This is a genomic window from [Clostridium] ultunense DSM 10521, assembly GCF_000511955.1.
GTDB lineage: Bacteria > Bacillota > Clostridia > Tissierellales > Tepidimicrobiaceae > Schnuerera > Schnuerera ultunensis.
The window spans coordinates 587,487-604,739 of sequence record NZ_AZSU01000002.1 but is presented as its reverse complement, the minus strand read 5'-3'; the positions used below and the strand labels follow the sequence as shown (position 1 = coordinate 604,739).

Annotated in this window: 16 protein-coding genes; 3 read left to right on the top strand and 13 right to left on the bottom strand. The window is 33.8% G+C overall.

The annotated features are described in order from the left end of the window. Positions 1-5 precede the first annotated feature (5 nt). Positions 6-1,595 (bottom strand): DNA methyltransferase, encoded by a 1,590-nt coding sequence (locus CUL_RS0105650; protein WP_025640774.1) that lies wholly within the window; start codon positions 1,593-1,595, stop codon positions 6-8. A gap of 153 nt (positions 1,596-1,748) precedes the next feature. On the opposite strand from CUL_RS0105650, the gene CUL_RS0105645 reads away from it, so the two are divergent. Then, a complete protein-coding gene (locus CUL_RS0105645) occupies positions 1,749-2,459 on the top strand; it encodes a ZIP family metal transporter (RefSeq protein WP_025640773.1) in 711 nt (236 codons plus the stop codon). A gap of 1 nt (position 2,460) precedes the next feature. On the opposite strand, the gene CUL_RS0105640 is transcribed toward CUL_RS0105645, so the two are convergent. The 7 genes from CUL_RS0105640 to rpmE form a co-directional block, all read right to left on the bottom strand. Continuing rightward, positions 2,461-4,080 carry a gamma-glutamyltransferase family protein gene (locus CUL_RS0105640; RefSeq protein ID WP_005583131.1) on the bottom strand — a complete coding sequence of 540 codons (1,620 nt, stop codon included), beginning with the start codon at positions 4,078-4,080 and terminating at the stop codon, positions 2,461-2,463. Between the two features lie 88 nt (positions 4,081-4,168). Then, entirely contained in the window at positions 4,169-5,236 is a 1,068-nt protein-coding gene (gene prfA / locus CUL_RS0105635; protein ID WP_005583130.1) for a peptide chain release factor 1, read from the bottom strand. A 146-nt stretch (positions 5,237-5,382) separates the two neighbouring features. Continuing rightward, a complete protein-coding gene (locus CUL_RS0105630) occupies positions 5,383-5,922 on the bottom strand; it encodes a chromate transporter (protein ID WP_005583129.1) in 540 nt (179 codons plus the stop codon). Positions 5,923-5,936: 14 nt separating this feature from the next. Then, on the bottom strand, positions 5,937-6,458 hold the full coding sequence (locus CUL_RS0105625) for a chromate transporter (protein ID WP_025640772.1): 522 nt from the start codon (positions 6,456-6,458) through the stop codon (positions 5,937-5,939). Continuing rightward, on the bottom strand, positions 6,455-7,330 hold the full coding sequence (gene prmC, locus CUL_RS0105620) for a peptide chain release factor N(5)-glutamine methyltransferase (RefSeq protein WP_025640771.1): 876 nt from the start codon (positions 7,328-7,330) through the stop codon (positions 6,455-6,457). Before prmC ends, CUL_RS0105625 begins: the two co-directional genes overlap by 4 nt. Continuing rightward, positions 7,321-8,274: a DUF1385 domain-containing protein gene (locus tag CUL_RS0105615; protein WP_005583127.1), complete on the bottom strand. Its 954-nt coding sequence runs from the start codon at positions 8,272-8,274 to the stop codon at positions 7,321-7,323. The genes prmC and CUL_RS0105615 overlap by 10 nt, the downstream gene beginning before the upstream one ends. A gap of 231 nt (positions 8,275-8,505) precedes the next feature. Further along, positions 8,506-8,706, bottom strand: a complete 201-nt coding sequence (rpmE, locus tag CUL_RS0105610) for a 50S ribosomal protein L31 (RefSeq protein ID WP_005583126.1) — start codon at positions 8,704-8,706, stop codon at positions 8,506-8,508. Between the two features lie 195 nt (positions 8,707-8,901). Between rpmE and CUL_RS0105605 the strand changes: the two genes are divergently transcribed. Then, complete coding sequence (locus CUL_RS0105605; RefSeq protein WP_025640770.1) at positions 8,902-10,224, top strand: ISNCY family transposase; 1,323 nt, start codon at positions 8,902-8,904, stop codon at positions 10,222-10,224. A gap of 217 nt (positions 10,225-10,441) precedes the next feature. Here CUL_RS0105605 and rho read toward each other — a convergent pair whose 3' ends face one another. The 5 genes from rho to CUL_RS0105580 form a co-directional block, all read right to left on the bottom strand. Continuing rightward, complete coding sequence (rho, locus tag CUL_RS0105600; RefSeq protein ID WP_025640769.1) at positions 10,442-11,797, bottom strand: transcription termination factor Rho; 1,356 nt, start codon at positions 11,795-11,797, stop codon at positions 10,442-10,444. A 189-nt stretch (positions 11,798-11,986) separates the two neighbouring features. Continuing rightward, on the bottom strand, positions 11,987-12,958 hold the full coding sequence (glpX, locus tag CUL_RS0105595; RefSeq protein ID WP_025640768.1) for a class II fructose-bisphosphatase: 972 nt from the start codon (positions 12,956-12,958) through the stop codon (positions 11,987-11,989). A gap of 84 nt (positions 12,959-13,042) precedes the next feature. Beyond that, on the bottom strand, positions 13,043-14,032 hold the full coding sequence (glpX, locus tag CUL_RS0105590) for a class II fructose-bisphosphatase (RefSeq protein ID WP_005583120.1): 990 nt from the start codon (positions 14,030-14,032) through the stop codon (positions 13,043-13,045). Between the two features lie 246 nt (positions 14,033-14,278). Further along, positions 14,279-16,306, bottom strand: a complete 2,028-nt coding sequence (locus CUL_RS0105585) for a methyl-accepting chemotaxis protein (RefSeq protein ID WP_025640767.1) — start codon at positions 16,304-16,306, stop codon at positions 14,279-14,281. 32 nt (positions 16,307-16,338) lie between these two features. Next, entirely contained in the window at positions 16,339-16,704 is a 366-nt protein-coding gene (locus CUL_RS0105580) for a hypothetical protein (protein WP_025640766.1), read from the bottom strand. A gap of 194 nt (positions 16,705-16,898) precedes the next feature. On the opposite strand from CUL_RS0105580, the gene CUL_RS16755 reads away from it, so the two are divergent. Next, on the top strand, positions 16,899-17,253 hold a 355-nt coding region (locus tag CUL_RS16755; protein ID WP_035142817.1), incomplete at its 3' end, for a tyrosine-type recombinase/integrase.

Here is a 17,253-nt window from a genome sequence, read left to right as displayed (position 1 = left end):
CTATTCTACCCCCTCTTCATATGGAATATTATCTCAGAATAGGCGCTTTTATCTTTTTCGGTTCGATTTAAAACTGGCCTTTTGAATTGATTAACTATTTTTAAACCAGATCTTTTTGCAATCTCTGGATATAGATTATATCTATCATTGGCTACTATGAAGATATTAAAATCATCAACTAAAAACTTTTTACAATTTATCAATACTTCCGAAATACCTTCCACATAGGATTTTCTGGCTTCTATTCCTCTTCCTCTAAAAAGAGGACCTATTTCCAAATCATCTCGCCTATTAAATCCAAATAAATCATAGGCATATGCATGTTGTTCATGATAGTCTATTAGACCTACATAGGGAGGACTTGTAAAAATACCATTTATTTTATTTTCCTTTACCAACTCATAAAAGTATTCACTTTTTTCTCTTAAATTTTCAAGAATGTTAATATTCCTAGAATCTCCACTTAAACATATTTGATATGAATTAGTTCTTAATTGGTCAAACTCTTTCAATCGTTTTATAGTATCACGACTATATCTATAAAACCAATTAGATATTGTAAATAAAGGTTTGCAAATTTTCCCATGCTTATGGCAATAATAAGTAGCTAATATAGGATCCTTCAATGTTGCTAAATCAGAATGGGTAGTAGCGCGACAGGAGCGCATAGTTCTACTTAGAATTAGAGCTGCTATTTTTTTTGTTTGTATATTTTCAATATTTCTAATTAAATCAAAGGCCATGTCTATTTCTTGCCGAACATTTTTTATATACCATTTATCTAAAAAAGTTTTGTCGCTGTCTTGTTTTAGTTTAATTCCATATTTATCTATTAAACCATAGTATATAGATAAAAATTCTTTCTCTTTTTCTTCCCCATATTTTTTGCCATCTATCTCCTTGTTCCTTACCCTGCGCTTATATTCTGGTGAAGGAAAGTACTTATTATTAAATTCTGATAACAAAGTAGATAATTCATCTTCAAATTTTATTATATTTGAAGACTTAGCCATTTCATTTAACACTTTTAATATTCTATTGGTTTCATATCTAATATCCTGGATATCATATCTTCCAATCTTAGCATTGCTGATAAATGTATTGAATTCTGAAATATCGATTCCTATAGCATGTATACCTAGTTCATTGGCCTGAACAAGTGTAGTTCCACTGCCACAGAAAGGATCAAGAACAATATCACCCCTATCAAAGTAAACTTCACCTTTATAATCGTCAATATGGTCATCCAAAAAATATTCCACTAGCTGGGGAATAAACTTTCCTTTATAAGGATGCAATCTATGTACATGTTTTGTAGTATCTGCTTCCCTTAAATGATCAAAAGACAGTCCCCAGTTTAAATCATTTCCTAATTGTTTTTTCCAACTTATTTCTCTTTTTCCTAAATAGGATTCATAATATTTTATTAAATCCATTTTTGATACTTGAGTGTTTCCATTGTTTTCCATCTTCCTTATTCTTCCATATTGTATTAAGTAGGATATGTTAGATGTGGTTACTTCCCTATCCAAATAAACACTTGCCCATTCACTAGCCTCTTGAATCGTCATTAATTTTTCCCGATTATTATCCATCGATATATCCTCTCCTTATTCCTTAACTTACTTAAATCTCATTATATAGATTATCATATTTTATTGAACATATCAACACATATGTTCTGTTAGTAGATTTCTGTTCTTATTATCTCTCCCTTAGAATATTAATTATATAGAAAGGGTGAGAGTATGAAAGAATTGTGGATAATAACAATCTATGGTTTTGTAGTGGGTGTGGTAGGCACAGGCCTTGGTGGGTTGGCTTCTTTATTCATTAGAAATACGGATAGAACTTTATCTTTCCTATTAGGGTTAACTGGTGGATTTATGTTATTTATTGTCACCTTCCACCTTTTACCTGAGTCCTTTATTCTAGGGGGCTTATATATTTCTATTATAGGCATTATATTAGGAATATTATTAGTTGTATTTGTTGAAAACCATATAGAAAACATAGTAAAAAATCCTCTTATGAAGAGTAGTTTGCTTCTAGGCATTAGTATAGCAGTACATAATTTTCCTGAAGGTTTGGCCTTAGGTTCTAGTTTTTTAATGGGGTCTAATTTAGGACCAGTCCTTTCCTTAGCTATGTTATTACATAATATACCTGAAGGGTTATCCATGGCTATTCCTCTAAAAGTTGGAAAAAAATCTCCTCTAAAAATCATATTCTACACCATATTAACGGGAATTCCTACAGGAATAGGTGCCTTTTTAGGTGCTTATGTAGGTATGATTTCAAATACATTTATTTCCCTATGTCTATCCTTTGCTGGAGGTACTATGCTATATATAATTAGCGATGAAATCATCCCTAGTGCAAAAACCCTCCACAAAGGGAGGGCATCCTCTATAGGCATAATAATGGGATTTGTTATCGGAATTATATTATATTTTTAATCTACCAAACGGCTACGTATCCGTCGGTTCTAGGTTCACAGGCGCCGCATAGAACTCCATTATCATCTCTCCAAATAATTTCTCCCCTACCAAAACCCGTACTATCTGCCTTTACTACTATATCATGACCTGCCCTTTCTAATTGTAAGGCAAGATTATTGTCTAAGGACTGTTCAATTTCTATAGTCCTATCTCCAGTCCATTGCCATCTAGGCCTATCTAGAGCATCCTGAGGATTTAATTTATACTCTATGGTATTTATTAACACTTGTAAATGGCCTTGGGGTTGCATAAATCCTCCCATTACCCCGAAAGGGCCTACAGGCTTTCCATCTCTCATTAAGAATCCTGGTATTATGGTATGGTAGGATTTTTTACCTCCTTCCAAACAGTTAGCTGATTCCGGATCTAAATTAAAATTACAACCTCTATTATGCATCGCTATTCCCGTATTTGGAATAACTATACCTGAGCCAAATCCCATATAGTTGCTTTGAATGAAAGAAACCATATTTCCGTATTGATCTGCAGTGGCTAAATAAACAGTACCACTTTGGGATGGTTTACCAACTTCAGGCATTAGCGCCTTATGATTAATCAATTTAGCTCTATTCTTTGCATACTCCATTGATAAAAGTTCATCCACGGTAACTTTCATAGCCCTAGGATCTGCTACATATTTCTGTACATCTACAAAGGCTAATTTAAGAGCTTCTATTTGGTAATGGGTACTGTTAAAGGAATTCATCTCTCCCAGTTCTAATTGTTTTAATATATTCAATGCCATTAAAACCGTAATCCCATGTCCATTTGGAGGTAATTGATAAATATCATAACCTTTATAATCGATGGAAATTGGTTCTACCCATTCTGGATAGTATTCTTCTAAATCGGATAACTCTAAAAATCCGCCATTTTCTTTAAAGAAATTAGCTATTTTTTCCGCCAATTCCCCTCTATATATGCTTTCAGAAAGGGTATCCCCTATTTCTTCTAATGTATTCCCATGATGCTCTAAACAGAGCAAATCTCCAGCTTTCATTAATTTGCCTTCTGGTGCAAAGGTGTCAAACCATCCTTGAATAGCCTTATCCTTCTTTAATACTTTGGAATATTTATAGAAGGATTTTTCCCATACACTACCGACACCAGGTTGGATAATGAATCCTTCTTTTGCATAGGAAATAGCAGGTTTTAATAGTTCCTTAAATTCCAATGCTGAGCCAAATTTTTTCCATAACTCAGCCCAAGCTGCAGGAGCACCTGGCACATTTACTGGTATTACTCCAGTTGTAGGAATTCCATCTAATCCCCTTTCTTTTAAAGCATCTATACTTATCTTTTTAGGAGAAGGTCCACTAGCATTAAGGCCATGAAGTTTTCCCCTTGACCAAACTAATGCAAAAGCATCTCCACCTATTCCATTGGCAGTAGGTTCCACTACCGTTAAAGCTGCAGCTGTTGCAATAGCAGCATCTATGGCATTGCCACCTTTTTTCAATATTTCCAATCCAGCATTTGCTGCCAATGGATTTCCAGTAGCAACCATTCCCTTTTTACCATAGATTACATTCCTTCTAGATGGATAATGATAGATCAACGGATCAAAATTAAATTTCATATATTGATTTCCCCCTTTAGCCATATTTCATTTTTCATATATTATAACATAGAAAACTCGGATAGAATTTTCTATCCGAGTTCTTATATTAACCTACTTGTTTTAGCTTTTCTGCTTGATCTGAAGTTATTAAACCATCTATCATCTCATCAATATCCCCGTCTAAGAAGTTTTCCAACTTATATAGGGTCATATTGATTCTGTGGTCTGTAATCCTTCCCTGAGGAAAATTATAAGTCCTTATCCTTTCAGATCTATCTCCTGTACCTACTTGAGAACGTCTTTCCTCAGCTATTTCATTATGTTGTTCTCTCATCATTTGGTCATACAGTCTAGTTTTTAATATTTTCATTGCCTTATCCCTGTTTTTATGTTGGGATTTTTCATCCTGACAAGATACAACCATTCCTGTTGGAATATGGGTAATTCTAACGGCAGAATCGGTAGTGTTAACACTTTGACCACCATTTCCAGAAGAACGGAATACATCAATCCTAATATCATTTTGATTTATCTCAATATCTATATCTTCAGCTTCTGGTAATACGGCAACGGTTGCTGTAGAAGTATGGATCCTACCACTGGATTCAGTTGTAGGTACCCTCTGCACCCTATGGACTCCAGACTCATATTTTAGCCTACTATAGGCTCCTTTACCTTTTATCATAAATATGACTTCCTTAAATCCACCAACTCCTTGTTCATTAGAACTCATCAGCTCCGTCTTCCACCCTTGTCTTTCTGCATACATACTATACATTCTAAATAGATCTCCTGCAAATAATCCTGCTTCGTCTCCTCCAGCTCCTGCTCTTATTTCAACGATTACATTTTTATGGTCATTTGGGTCCTTTGGAATAAGGAGTATCCTTAATTCTTCTTCTAGATTTTCAATAAGTTCTTCATACTCAGCAACTTCTTCCTTCAATAATTCTTTCATTTCATCATCTAATTTTTCTTTAAGCATTTCCTTATCTTCTTCTAAAGTCTTTTGAGCCCTAGTATATTCCTTATATTTTATTACAATTGGCTCTATATCTGCATGCTCTTTAACGAGTCTTTGCCATTCTTCAATATTATTTATAATTTCGGGATCTATTATCTTCTGGCTCAACTCTTTATATTTCTTTTCAATAAAGGATAATTTTTCTAACATATTATACCTCCTTTCCAAACTCTTCTTAATTTATAGATATAAATTTTATAATCAAATTAATAGTCCATATATATTATACCATGAAAAATGCTAAAAAATCCAATCCATTAGTTTAGAATAGCATAAATGTACTATATTATAAAGAATTATTTTTCCTCAGTCTCTTTGTTTTTATAATATAGTATGGAACCTATACCACCTATTAATATTAAATAAATAGGACTGATGCTTAAAAAAACTATAAGCAATGCAGTTATTACCGATATGGATATTTTTTTATAGTTAAATTTGGATTTTTTTGCTAACTGATATACAGCAGATACTATTAATGCTACTACTGCTGGTCTTATGCCTAAAAACACTTTTTCAATAATAGGGTTGTTTCTAAATTGGAAAAATACAGTGGCAATTAAAAGTATAATTAAAAAGGAAGGTAAAGTAGTCCCTAAAGTACAAGCTAAAGCTCCTTTAAATCCTTTTAATTTATATCCAACAAATATACTAACATTGACAGCAATAGGCCCAGGAGAACCTTGAGACACGGCAATAATATCTAAAAACTCCTCTTCTTTTATCCAATTTTTATTATCCACTATTTCCTTTTGGATTATGGGTATCATAGCATAGCCTCCCCCAATGGTGAAGGCGCCTACTTTAAAAAAAGTTTTAAACATATCAAAAAGCATAAATTCCACCTACCTTAATATAAGATTGCTCCAGTTATTCCTGCCAATATAATTGCATATATTGGATTTAGCTTTTTAAAGGAAACTAGATAAAATACCCCTATGCTTATAAGTACAGATTTTACATCTATAAAGGCGTCCATAGCCACTGAGATAGAAGCCGAAGCTATTAACCCTAACACTATTGGCCTAATACCTATGAAAAACCAATCCGTATAGGGGGAATCTTTAAATTTATTTAAAAAGTGGAATATAATGCTCATAATGATGAAAGAAGGTAAAACTACTGCTATGGTAGCCACGATAGAACCTAATATACCGCATACCCTATATCCTAGAAAGGTAGCACTATTTATGGCAATAGGCCCAGGAGTCATTTCCGATACTGCTAAAATATCTATAAATTCTGCATTGGTTAGCCAATTATGGACTTCGATTACCTCCTCCTTTATTAATGGAAGCATTGCATATCCTCCACCAAAACTGAAAGCACCTATTTTAAAAAAGGAGATAAACAACTTTATTAAAAGATTCATCTATTCCAACTCCTTTTACCCATTATTCCTAAAACCACCCTATCTAGCCCTTGCAAATCCTTTAATATCCCTACATTTTCAAATCCCTCATCTACCATCATATTCGTTATCTGCTTACTTTGGTCATAACCTATTTCAAAAATCAATAAGCCGTCCTTAATTAGATATTCCTTGCTTTCAGGGATTATTCTCCTATAGAAATCTAGCCCATCCTCTCCCCCATCTAAAGCTTCTTTAGGCTCATAATCCTTAACTTCTTCTTGAAGGGTCTCTATTTCCCTTTTAGGAATATAGGGAGGATTTGAAGTAATAATATGGAATTTTTCTCCTAATCCCTCTACTCCTTGAAACAAATCCCCCTTAAATAAATTTACATTATTTAGTTTAAATCTTTCCTTATTTATTCTTGCTATCTTCAATGGAATATCATGTAGATCCACTCCATATACATTAGCATTCTTTTTATAATAAGCGATGCTCAAAGCTATAGTGCCACTGCCTATGCCTAAATCCAGTATATTTATGGGTTTACCTTTATATTTATTATCAATATATTCTAGAACATACTCCACAAGGATTTCCGTATCAGACCGGGGAATTAAAACCCCTTCATCTACATAGAAATCTAAACCCATGAATTCCTTCTCATTGATAATATATTGGATAGGATATCCTTCAGCTCTTTTCTCCATCAATTCTAGAAATTTATCCATAATAGGTCTGGATACTTTATCCTTTCCATGGGTATAGATATAGGTTTTATCCACATTTAATAATTTGCTTAATAAAAGAGTAGCCTCTAATACAGGGTTTGTATAAGGTCTATCCTTTATCAGATCTACTCCTCTTTGCAATAATTGATTTATGTCCATAGGTCTTCTTCCCTTTTGTCTGTAAGAACTGCCTTTAACGCTTCTATAGCCACTTCTATCTGGGCTTCATCTGGCTCCTTGACTGTAGCCATCCTCTGTATTAATAATCCAGGATAGGATAGAAAATAAGCAACAGCTGAATTGCTTTTACCAATAACCCTATTGATTTCATAAGAAATCCCTGCTATTACAGGAAACATTAAGAGCCTTATCAAAACCCTTTGTAAAGGATTAGGCCAACCAAAGAAGGACAGAACTAAAATACTTACAATCATAACCATGAATAAAAAACTTGTTCCACATCTAGGATGTAATATAGGATATTTTTTCACATTTTCCACAGTTAGGGGATCACCGTTTTCATAACAATGGATGGTCTTATGTTCTGCGCCATGGTATTCAAAGACTCTACCTATGTCCTCCATTTTAGATACTAAAGTTACATATATGAGAAATAGCATAATACGGACTAAACCCTCTATTAAGTTTAATATAAATGGTCTTTCTATCCCTTTTTTGAAAAAGTTAGTGATAAGGCTAGGTAATAATATAAAAAGTAGAACGGTAAATGCTAAAGATATCATTAGAGTAAATACTATTTCCGCCTCTTCCTTTTTATCCTTAAAAACCTTATCTAAGAAGGTCTCCTTATTTTCCTCTTCCATATCTTCTTCATAGAATTCAGCAGAATACATTAAAGCCCTTATTCCAAAGGCCATAGATTCTATTAGTCCCACTACACCTCTTATTAAAGGAAGACTGAAAAATTTATATCTCATACCTAAGGTGTTTAGTTTCTCTTTTTTCAATATTATTTCATCATCTGGCTTTCTTACTGCAATGGCCAAATCCTTTGGCCCTCGCATTAATATGCCTTCGATTAAGGCTTGCCCGCCTATAGTGGTTATATGTTTTGGAACTCTATTAAGATCTTTTATCTTCATTTTTTTAACATCCTTTTTCTTCAATTCACAATGCACAATTATTTAGGGTCTTAGATTCTTCGGCTTCCTTAGCTTAATTCAATGAGTGTGCCTATGGCCTTCGCCTCAGAATGACAGTTATTTAAAATTGTTCATTGTCCCTTGTCAATTCTCCATTGTTTAAATCATCTTAAATAAAAATAAAGGTTAGATGCTGTATAGGCAACTAACCTATTTGGTTTTAAACAATGACTAATCCATACCATATTTTTTCTTGAATTTTTCCACACGGCCACCACGTTCTGTAAATTTTTGACGACCTGTAAAGAATGGATGGCATTCTGAACAAATTTCCACTCTTAAATCTTCCTTTGTTGAACCGGTTTTGAATGTATTTCCACACGCACATTTTACTGTAGCTTCATAATATTCTGGATGTATTCCCTTTTTCATTGCTTTCACCTCTCTTTATTGCCAGTATAAAAAATACATTAATTCACATAAATTGACCAATTAATTATAGCATAATCCTAAAAAAATTTCAACTAAAACCAAATTTTATTTGTTATTATCTTTTGATAATGTCATCTCATAATTATCTTTTGATTATGTCAAAATAATAATATGAAAAAAGAGGTGCATTATCTATTGAATGAAAAACAATTAAACAGATATCGAGTCATCTCAAACGTGATTGAAGGTAACCTTAAACCTTGTGATGCGGCCGAAAGTCTGGGTCTAAGTGAACGACAAATTTATCGCCTAAAAAAAGGAGTGGAAGAAGAAGGTGTGTCGTTCCTTATCCACAAGAATACCAATAGGAAACCTTATCATGCTTTCGATGATGATTTTAAACAAAATATTGTTAAACTTAAAAAATCCGATAAATACAAGGATGCCAATTTTAAGCATTTTCAAGAACTTCTTCTTGAGAATGAGGGTATTTCCATAAGTTACAATGCCCTTTATAATCTACTAACTTCTAATGGTGTTGTAAGCCCTAAGAAGAGGCGTAAACCTAAGAAGCATTACAGACGGAAGAGAAAAGCTAGAAAAGGAATGTTAATACAGATAGATGCCACTCCTTTCGAATGGTTTGGTAATACTGATAAATTTTCTCTTCATGGTGCTATTGATGATGCTTCTGGGGAAATTGTAGGTCTTTATATGACTAAAAATGAGTGCTTACATGGATATTTAGAAATCACTAGACAAATGATTTTAAATCATGGTATTCCTTCTTGTATTTATACAGATAGACATACGATATTCCGTTCGCCTAATGCTAGTAAAGTATCCATAGAAGAACAGCTAGAGGGCAAAATTATCAATGATACCCAATTTGGTAGGGCTATGAAAGAATTAGGTATCGCAATTATTACAGCACGCTCTCCTCAGGCCAAAGGTAGAGTCGAAAGACTTTGGAATACGCTACAAAGTAGGTTACCCGTTGAGTTTAAAATTGCAGGGATTAATACAGTTGAGGAAGCTAATGAATTCTTGCTTAAATATATTCCTAAGTTTAACTCCATGTTTGCTGTAGAACCAGAGGACAGTGAATTAGCTTATCGCAAGCTTACTGATGATTTAATACTAGATCATATTTTATGTGTTAAACAAACAAGAACTATTGATAATGGCAGTGTTTTTTCTATACACAATAGACATTTTCAGGTATTAAAAAGCCCTGGATTGCCTGAAATCCCAAAGAAATCAAAGATCACTGTCATAATCAGTACTTCAGTAGGAATTAAAGCAGAATACCAGGGCAATGTTTATGAAGTAATTAACTTCATAAAGCCTAAAAGAAAACATGAGATCAAGCAGAATAAACCTAAAACTAAGTATATACCTCCAGATGACCACTATTTCAAATATGGCCATGATAAATTTAAAAAAGTCTATTTCGATGAAAGTTATGAAGAAATACTCAGTGTCCTAGAAGAAATATTTTTAAGCAAATACGCTTAATATCAATATTTTAACATCCTTTGGGGCTAGTTGCAAAACAAGCTAGTGAAATTTTAAATGTCAAGGACAAGCTTTGCTTGTTCATTTTATCCTTGACATTTAAAATTGAACAGCTACAATATCAAAGCCCCAAAGATGTTATTATTATATCCTAATACTGACATTTTTAAGCGATAATTAGCTCATTTTTTACTGACATTTTCAAAAGTTATTGACACTAAAACCAAATTTTATTTCTCATCTCTACTATAAATTCTTCATTAGACTTAATGCCCATTAAATTCTCTATTAAAGTCTCTGTTACATCCTGAGTAGGGGCATTTCCTAAAGCCTTTCTAATACTCCAAATAGTTTCTAATTCCTTTTGAGTTAACAATAAATCCTCTCTTCTAGTTCCAGATTTATTAATATCTAAGGCTGGGAATATTCTCTTTTCAGAAAGTTTTCTATCTAGATGTATTTCCATATTACCTGTACCCTTAAACTCTTCAAATATAACATCATCCATCCTGCTACCTGTTTCAACTAAAGCAGTAGCTAATATGGTTAGACTGCCTCCTTCTTCTAAATTTCTAGCAGCCCCAAAAAATCTTTTAGGTTTATGCAAAGCTCCAGGATCTAATCCGCCAGATAGGGTCCTTCCTGTAGCGGGTATAGTTAGATTATAGGCTCTTGCAAGACGGGTAATACTGTCCAATAGGATTATAACATCTTTTCCATGCTCAACTAGCCTTTTAGCCCTTTCCAAGACTATTTCAGCTACTTTAGTATGGTGATTGGGAAGCTCATCAAAGGTAGAATAGACCACATCACCATCTACAGACCTTTGCATATCTGTAACTTCCTCAGGTCTCTCATCTATTAAAAGCACTATGATTTCTATATCAGGGTGATTCTTAGAAATGGCGTTGGCAACGGATTTTAGAAGAGTTGTTTTGCCAGCCTTTGGTGGAGAGACAATCATCCCTCTCTGTCCCTTCCCAATAGGAGCCATTAAATCGATAATTCTAGTGGAAAGATTGTTTGGAACTGTTTCCAATGCAATCCTCTTCCTCGGATAAATTGGAGTTAAACTATCAAAATCTGGTCGATTAAGGCAGGTTTCCGGGTCTAAACCATTTACACTTTTTACATAGAGAAGAGCTTTATACTTTTCTCCCGATTTTGCAGGTCTCGTGATACCAAATACTTTATCTCCCGTTCGAAGTCTAAACCTTCTAATCTGGGATGGGGATACGTATATATCATTATCGCCGGATAAGTAATTGTCTGATCTTAAGAAACCATATCCATCCTGGTGAATTTCCAATATTCCTTCAGCACCATCAATATTCTCCATCTGTTCCAATTCCTCAGTTACCTTCTCAGGTAATTCTTCCATATCGATGTCATTAATATCAATTTCCCCAGAGGTCTTTTCCTGAGGCACTTCCTCTTCTTCCTTTCCTGTGTTCTGCAATATCATATCTATTAACTCATTTTTTCTATATTTAGTAATGCTTTTAATACCCAGGGTTTTAGCTATAACCCGGAGATCTTCCAGTTTTTTCTCACGTAATATGCTTGAATCCAAAATTACACCTCCATAAAATTTAAAAAAAGCTACCGCAGGAAGTCTAAATTTATAATTCCCATGCGGCTTTATACTGATTTTTAAAACCTATTTCTATAAATCAAGTTTTGGAATGACCTCAAGAAATGTCAGATAGATAAGTATTTCTAGGATTATAATATCATTATAATATTTATAAGTCAAATCAAATTATTTTGCATATTCAGGTTTTTTATCTAACCTATGTATGGCTTCAATAAACCTTACGGTACCAGTCTCAGCCCTCATGACTACAGAGTAGGTTTTAGCCATATAGTTTTCATAATAGACAACTCCCTTTAAAAGTTCTCCATTGGAAATGCCTGTAGCTGCAAAGATTATTTCCTTTCCCCTTACTAAATGGTCCATAGTAAGTAGACCATATATATCATCTAATCCCATTGCTTTACATCTTTCTATTTCCTCTTCTTTTATAGGGTGAAGTCGTCCCTGAATTTCTCCACCTAAACATTTTAATGCTGCAGCTGCAAGAACTCCTTCTGGCGCTCCTCCAGTACCCATTAGTATATCTACTCCAGAGTCTTCAAAACAGGTAGCTATAGCAGCAGCCACATCTCCATCTTGGAATAGTTTAATTCTTGCTCCAGCTTCCCTAACCCTTTGGATTAATTCCTTATGTCTTGGTCTATCTAGCATAGTCACCGTTATATCGGAAATATTCTTATTTAATGCCTTAGAAAGACTTTTCAAATTGGTTTCTACAGTTTCATCTAAACTTATCTTTCCAGCTGCTTTTGGTCCTACAGCTATCTTATCCATATACATATCTGGTGCGTGCAATAAGCAACCTCTTGGTGCTACAGCTACCACCGATATGGCATTAGATAACCCTTTGGCAACAGCAGTAGTACCATCTAATGGGTCCACAGCTATATCTAGCTTTATGGAATCTCTAGTAGCCTTGCCTATCTGTTCCCCTATATAGAGCATAGGGGCTTCATCCATTTCTCCTTCGCCAATGACTACCACTCCGTCAATAGCTAGGGTATCAAACATTTTCCTCATGCCATTAACAGCTGCTTCATCTGCCTTGTTTTTATCCCCTCTGCCTAGATAACGAGCAGATTGTAATGCAGCAGCTTCTGTTACTCTGACTAAATTTAAAGCCAAATTCCTATCCATAGAAAAGTCCCCCTATGATTTCATTATTCTCTATATAGTATATTCTATTAGTAGTTTTTATGTCAAATAGTATGTACTATTTGTTTAGCTATGTTTTTTCAATAATTCCTTTAAAATATTATTTTTATCTAATCTATGGCGAGCTTCAACAAATCTTATGGTTCCAGTTTTAGACCTCATTACTACAGAATGGGTCTTAGCTAAATTGTCTCCATAATATACTATTCCCTTTAGGAGATCTCCATCGGAAATGCCAGTAGCGGCAAAAAATATATCATTTCCTTTAGCTAAGTCATCTATTGTGAGAACCTGTCCTAATTTTTCTTCAGTCCAACCTAAACTCTTGCATCTTTCCATTTCCTTGTCACTCATTGGATAAAGTCTTCCTTGAAAATCTCCTCCCATACACTTTAATGCGGAGGCAGCAATCACTCCTTCAGGTGCTCCACCAATGCTTATCATAATATCTACACCTGTATCTTCAAAGGCGGTAGCTATGGCTGCAGCCACATCTCCTTCTCCAAATAGTTTTATCCTAGCGCCTATCTTTCGCACTTCATCTATTATATCCCTATGCCTTTCCCTATCTTGTATGATAACAGTTAAATCTGAAATATCCTTATTTAAAGCCTTAGCCACTGAATATAGGTTTTCTTCAATAGTAGAATCTATATGAATTTTCCCTGCTGCCCTAGGCCCTACTGCTATCTTTTTCATATAGGTGTCTGGAGCATTTAATAGACAACCTTTAGGTGCCATAGCTATTACAGAAATAGCATTTGGCAAACCCTTAGCTACAAGAGTAGTTCCATCAAGTGGGTCTACTGCTATATCTGCTTTTACATCCATACCTGCTCCAATTATTTCACCAATATATAACATAGGTGCCTCATCTAGTTCACCTTCTCCTATAACTACCTGGCCTTTAGTGTTAACAAGGTTAAAGGCAGCTCTCATACCATCTACTGCAGCCTGATCTGCTCCTATCTTATCACCTCTACCCATATATCTGCCAGAAGCTAATGCAGCAATTTCTGTCACTCTTACTAAAGACAAAGCTAAATCTCTATCCATTATCATCTCTCCTTAATAATTAATTATGCTATACTTATTATAAACCAAAATGATAAATAATAAAAATAAGAAAAGCTTTTATTGAAACATTTTTAAGGAAGCTTTTCTTGAAACTCATAACGGAAAGTCCTCTTTTATTAATATTTAACAAGTGAGAACTTTCCTATTCGTTATAAAAAAGACCTCCATTGAAAATTTTAAATCAAGGAAGCCTTTTTTAAATTCTACTAATCTAATTATATAGATTTATTCTTTTTTATTTTCATTTTCTTCAAGAATCTTGAATTTATCTACTTCTTTCATCATACTCTCCGTCATGCCGCTTAATGCTTCAGCTGAAGCAGATACTTCCTCTACAGAAGCATTCATTTCTTCTGCGGAAGCTGCTATCTCCTCCGAAGAAGCTGAAACCTGTTGTGCTTCTGAGGATATTTCTTCTATTCTTGATATTATCATATCCTTTCCACGATTTACATTTTCGGTAGACTGGTTTAGCTCGCCTATTTGGTCTACCATTTTTCTTATAGACTCCATGACAGATTCAAATAGTTCAATAGTGGTTATAGTTACTTTCTCCTGACTGTTCATCTCTTCATTAATATCATTGATTGAATGGTTTATAACATCTACTTCCCCATGGATATCATGGACTATATTATTTATATCTCCTATCGAATTTTTTGTCTGTTCTGCTAATTTTCTTATTTCTTCCGATACTACGGCAAATCCTCTACCAGCTTCCCCTGCCCTTGCCGCCTCAATAGCTGCATTTAATGCTAAAAGATTTGTCTGTTCTGAAATCTCATTTATCAAATCCGTAATTTTATCTATTTCCATAATGCTTTCCCCTAATTTTACTATCTTATCTAAAAACAAGTTTATGGTTTTAGTTGTACTGTCTATTGCAGCCGATAGCTCCTTCATATTCTCATCACTAGATGCTACATCCCCATAAATCCCTTTTGAAGAGCCATCGATTTGGACTATAGATTGCACCATGTTTTCCAATTCTTGATCGAATTCTGCTAATATATCATTTACCTCTATTAGATTGGAAGCCTGAAATTCGGAACCTTTGGCAATCTCTTGAACAGCTGTAGCCACCTCTTCCGTTGAAGCTGCCATCTGCTGTGAAGCTGCAGATAGATCTGCTGAATTAATCTCTACGTTTAATCCTATATGTCTAATACCACCTATCATCTGGTTCATTGAATCCAATAACTTTTTCTCTGAATTGGCTAGTCTACCAAACTCATCCTTCCTCTTTAAATATTTCTCAGAAATTTTCACTGTCAGATCGCCAGAAGCTAATGACCCTAAATTCTCATCCAATAATTTTATTGGTTCTATTATTTTATTAATCACCCTGTACATAATAATCAAACTAATTGCAAGGGCAGCTAAAGTTATTATTATAGATTGATTCCTTATTTTCGAAAGATTCTCTAATACTTCCGACTGAAGCACATTAACCCCAATAGACCAACCTGTACTAGATATTGGAGCGAATCCCATAAGCTTCTCTACCCCATTATAGTCATATTCTCCTGAATCAATCTTACCTTCTACCATTAGTTTTTCTAACTCTACAATCCCCTTTAAACTTGGGTCTTCTTTTACACTTTCAAAATCATTATCCATATTTAATACCAAATCCCTGTTTTTATGAGCTATAGTGGTGCCTTCCTTGTTGATCATAAATGCTTCTCCAGTATCTCCAACGGAAATATCCTCTATAATCGAACTCAATATGTTGCCATCCACAGCTGCTACAAGAAGACTATAAATATTATCATCCTGTTTGATAGGCACTGCAAAAACTAAATTAAGGGAGTTGTTTACTTTACTGATAATGGGATCAGAAATGCCCCTTCCAGATTTTATAGCTTCTTGGAAATAAGATCGATCTTTAATATTTGTAACTTCACCTTCAGTTGTAGTCAAATTGCCTTCTAAATCAGAAATACCCAATGTTATGTATTTATTTCTATCCTTTTCTCCCTGAAGTAGCTTCAATTTCTCATCTAAAGGATAAGTTATGTCCCTAATTCTATCCCTATTAGCTATGGTCTCCACAGTTTTAAACTCTCCGTCTATACGGCTTTCTACAATCTTGACGCTAGATTTAGCGATCTCTAACAATGTATCTTTAGAATCATCAATTAATTCTTTTGATGTAGTCCTATAATACATTACTCCAGAACTGATCAATACTACTAAAAACAGTAAACTGAAGATAGTTATTAAATAGGTTTTAATACTTTTTCTTTTCATATTCTCTAATTCCTCCTCTTACTTTTTTAACTTTATATACTTGATACTTCCTCTAAAATGGCATTAAATAGACATTCTAACAATTCTACTTCAGATATAGGCTTGGATAGAACAGTCATTCCTTTTTGTGTTTTGCTTAAGTGGCCTTCCTTTGTTCCTCCTATGAGTATAATATTGGACCTTCTGTAGGTTTGTTTTAAATTACCAATAATTTTTAATTCATCAGGACCATCTAATGAATCTAAATCAGCAATTACAAAATCATAATAATTACCCTCCCTCTTTAGATCAGTTTGATAGTCCAATTGAAAAAATTTTAAAGAATCTAATGTGCTCTTAATCCTTTCATACTCTGAGATTTCATTACTGATGACTAATACCTTTGTAATGTCTAACATCTTACCCCTTCTTTCTACATTATTATTAATGTAACAGTTTCTATATTTAGTTACATATAGATTGCTATTAATAATTTGTTATTTTAGCCATTATAGCTTTTTATATTTTTGTTTTCTATGGCTTTATGGTATAATATTATATATTTATTAATAGATATTACTCTTATTTTGTTACATTAGAAAGGAGTTTTATTTTGACTGTAGAACCTATTAGAAATAGGAAGAAAATCGATCAAATGTATTACTATCTAAATGGTAAAGATCCAAAGTATGGCCTATTATTTAAATTTGGATTAAATACCGGATTGAGGATAAGCGATATTTTGCCTTTGAGAGTGAAGGATGTTTATAATGAAAATGGTCAATTTAAGGAGTACTTAATTTTAGAAGAACAGAAAACTAGTAAAGAAAAGAAGATAAAATTAAATAATGCAATCCGTAAAAACCTTGACGATTATGTAAGCAACCAGCAATTAGGTCAAAATGATTATTTGTTCCATAGTAGAAAAGGTGGCCATATAGGTAGAGTACAGGCCTATAGGGTTTTGA

Coding starts and splice junctions, on each gene's coding strand:
- CUL_RS0105650 (WP_025640774.1), bottom strand. CDS start 1,595: ATGGATAATAATCGGGAAAAATTAATGACGATTCAAGAGGCTAGTGAA.
- CUL_RS0105645 (WP_025640773.1), top strand. CDS start 1,749: ATGAAAGAATTGTGGATAATAACAATCTATGGTTTTGTAGTGGGTGTG.
- CUL_RS0105640 (WP_005583131.1), bottom strand. CDS start 4,080: ATGAAATTTAATTTTGATCCGTTGATCTATCATTATCCATCTAGAAGG.
- prfA (WP_005583130.1), bottom strand. CDS start 5,236: ATGTTAGAAAAATTATCCTTTATTGAAAAGAAATATAAAGAGTTGAGC.
- CUL_RS0105630 (WP_005583129.1), bottom strand. CDS start 5,922: ATGCTTTTTGATATGTTTAAAACTTTTTTTAAAGTAGGCGCCTTCACC.
- CUL_RS0105625 (WP_025640772.1), bottom strand. CDS start 6,458: ATGAATCTTTTAATAAAGTTGTTTATCTCCTTTTTTAAAATAGGTGCT.
- prmC (WP_025640771.1), bottom strand. CDS start 7,330: ATGGACATAAATCAATTATTGCAAAGAGGAGTAGATCTGATAAAGGAT.
- CUL_RS0105615 (WP_005583127.1), bottom strand. CDS start 8,274: ATGAAGATAAAAGATCTTAATAGAGTTCCAAAACATATAACCACTATA.
- rpmE (WP_005583126.1), bottom strand. CDS start 8,706: ATGAAAAAGGGAATACATCCAGAATATTATGAAGCTACAGTAAAATGT.
- glpX (WP_025640768.1), bottom strand. CDS start 12,958: ATGGATAGGAATTTGGCTTTAAATTTAGTCAGAGTAACAGAAGCTGCT.
- glpX (WP_005583120.1), bottom strand. CDS start 14,032: ATGGATAGAGATTTAGCTTTGTCTTTAGTAAGAGTGACAGAAATTGCT.
- CUL_RS0105585 (WP_025640767.1), bottom strand. CDS start 16,306: ATGAAAAGAAAAAGTATTAAAACCTATTTAATAACTATCTTCAGTTTA.
- CUL_RS0105580 (WP_025640766.1), bottom strand. CDS start 16,704: ATGTTAGACATTACAAAGGTATTAGTCATCAGTAATGAAATCTCAGAG.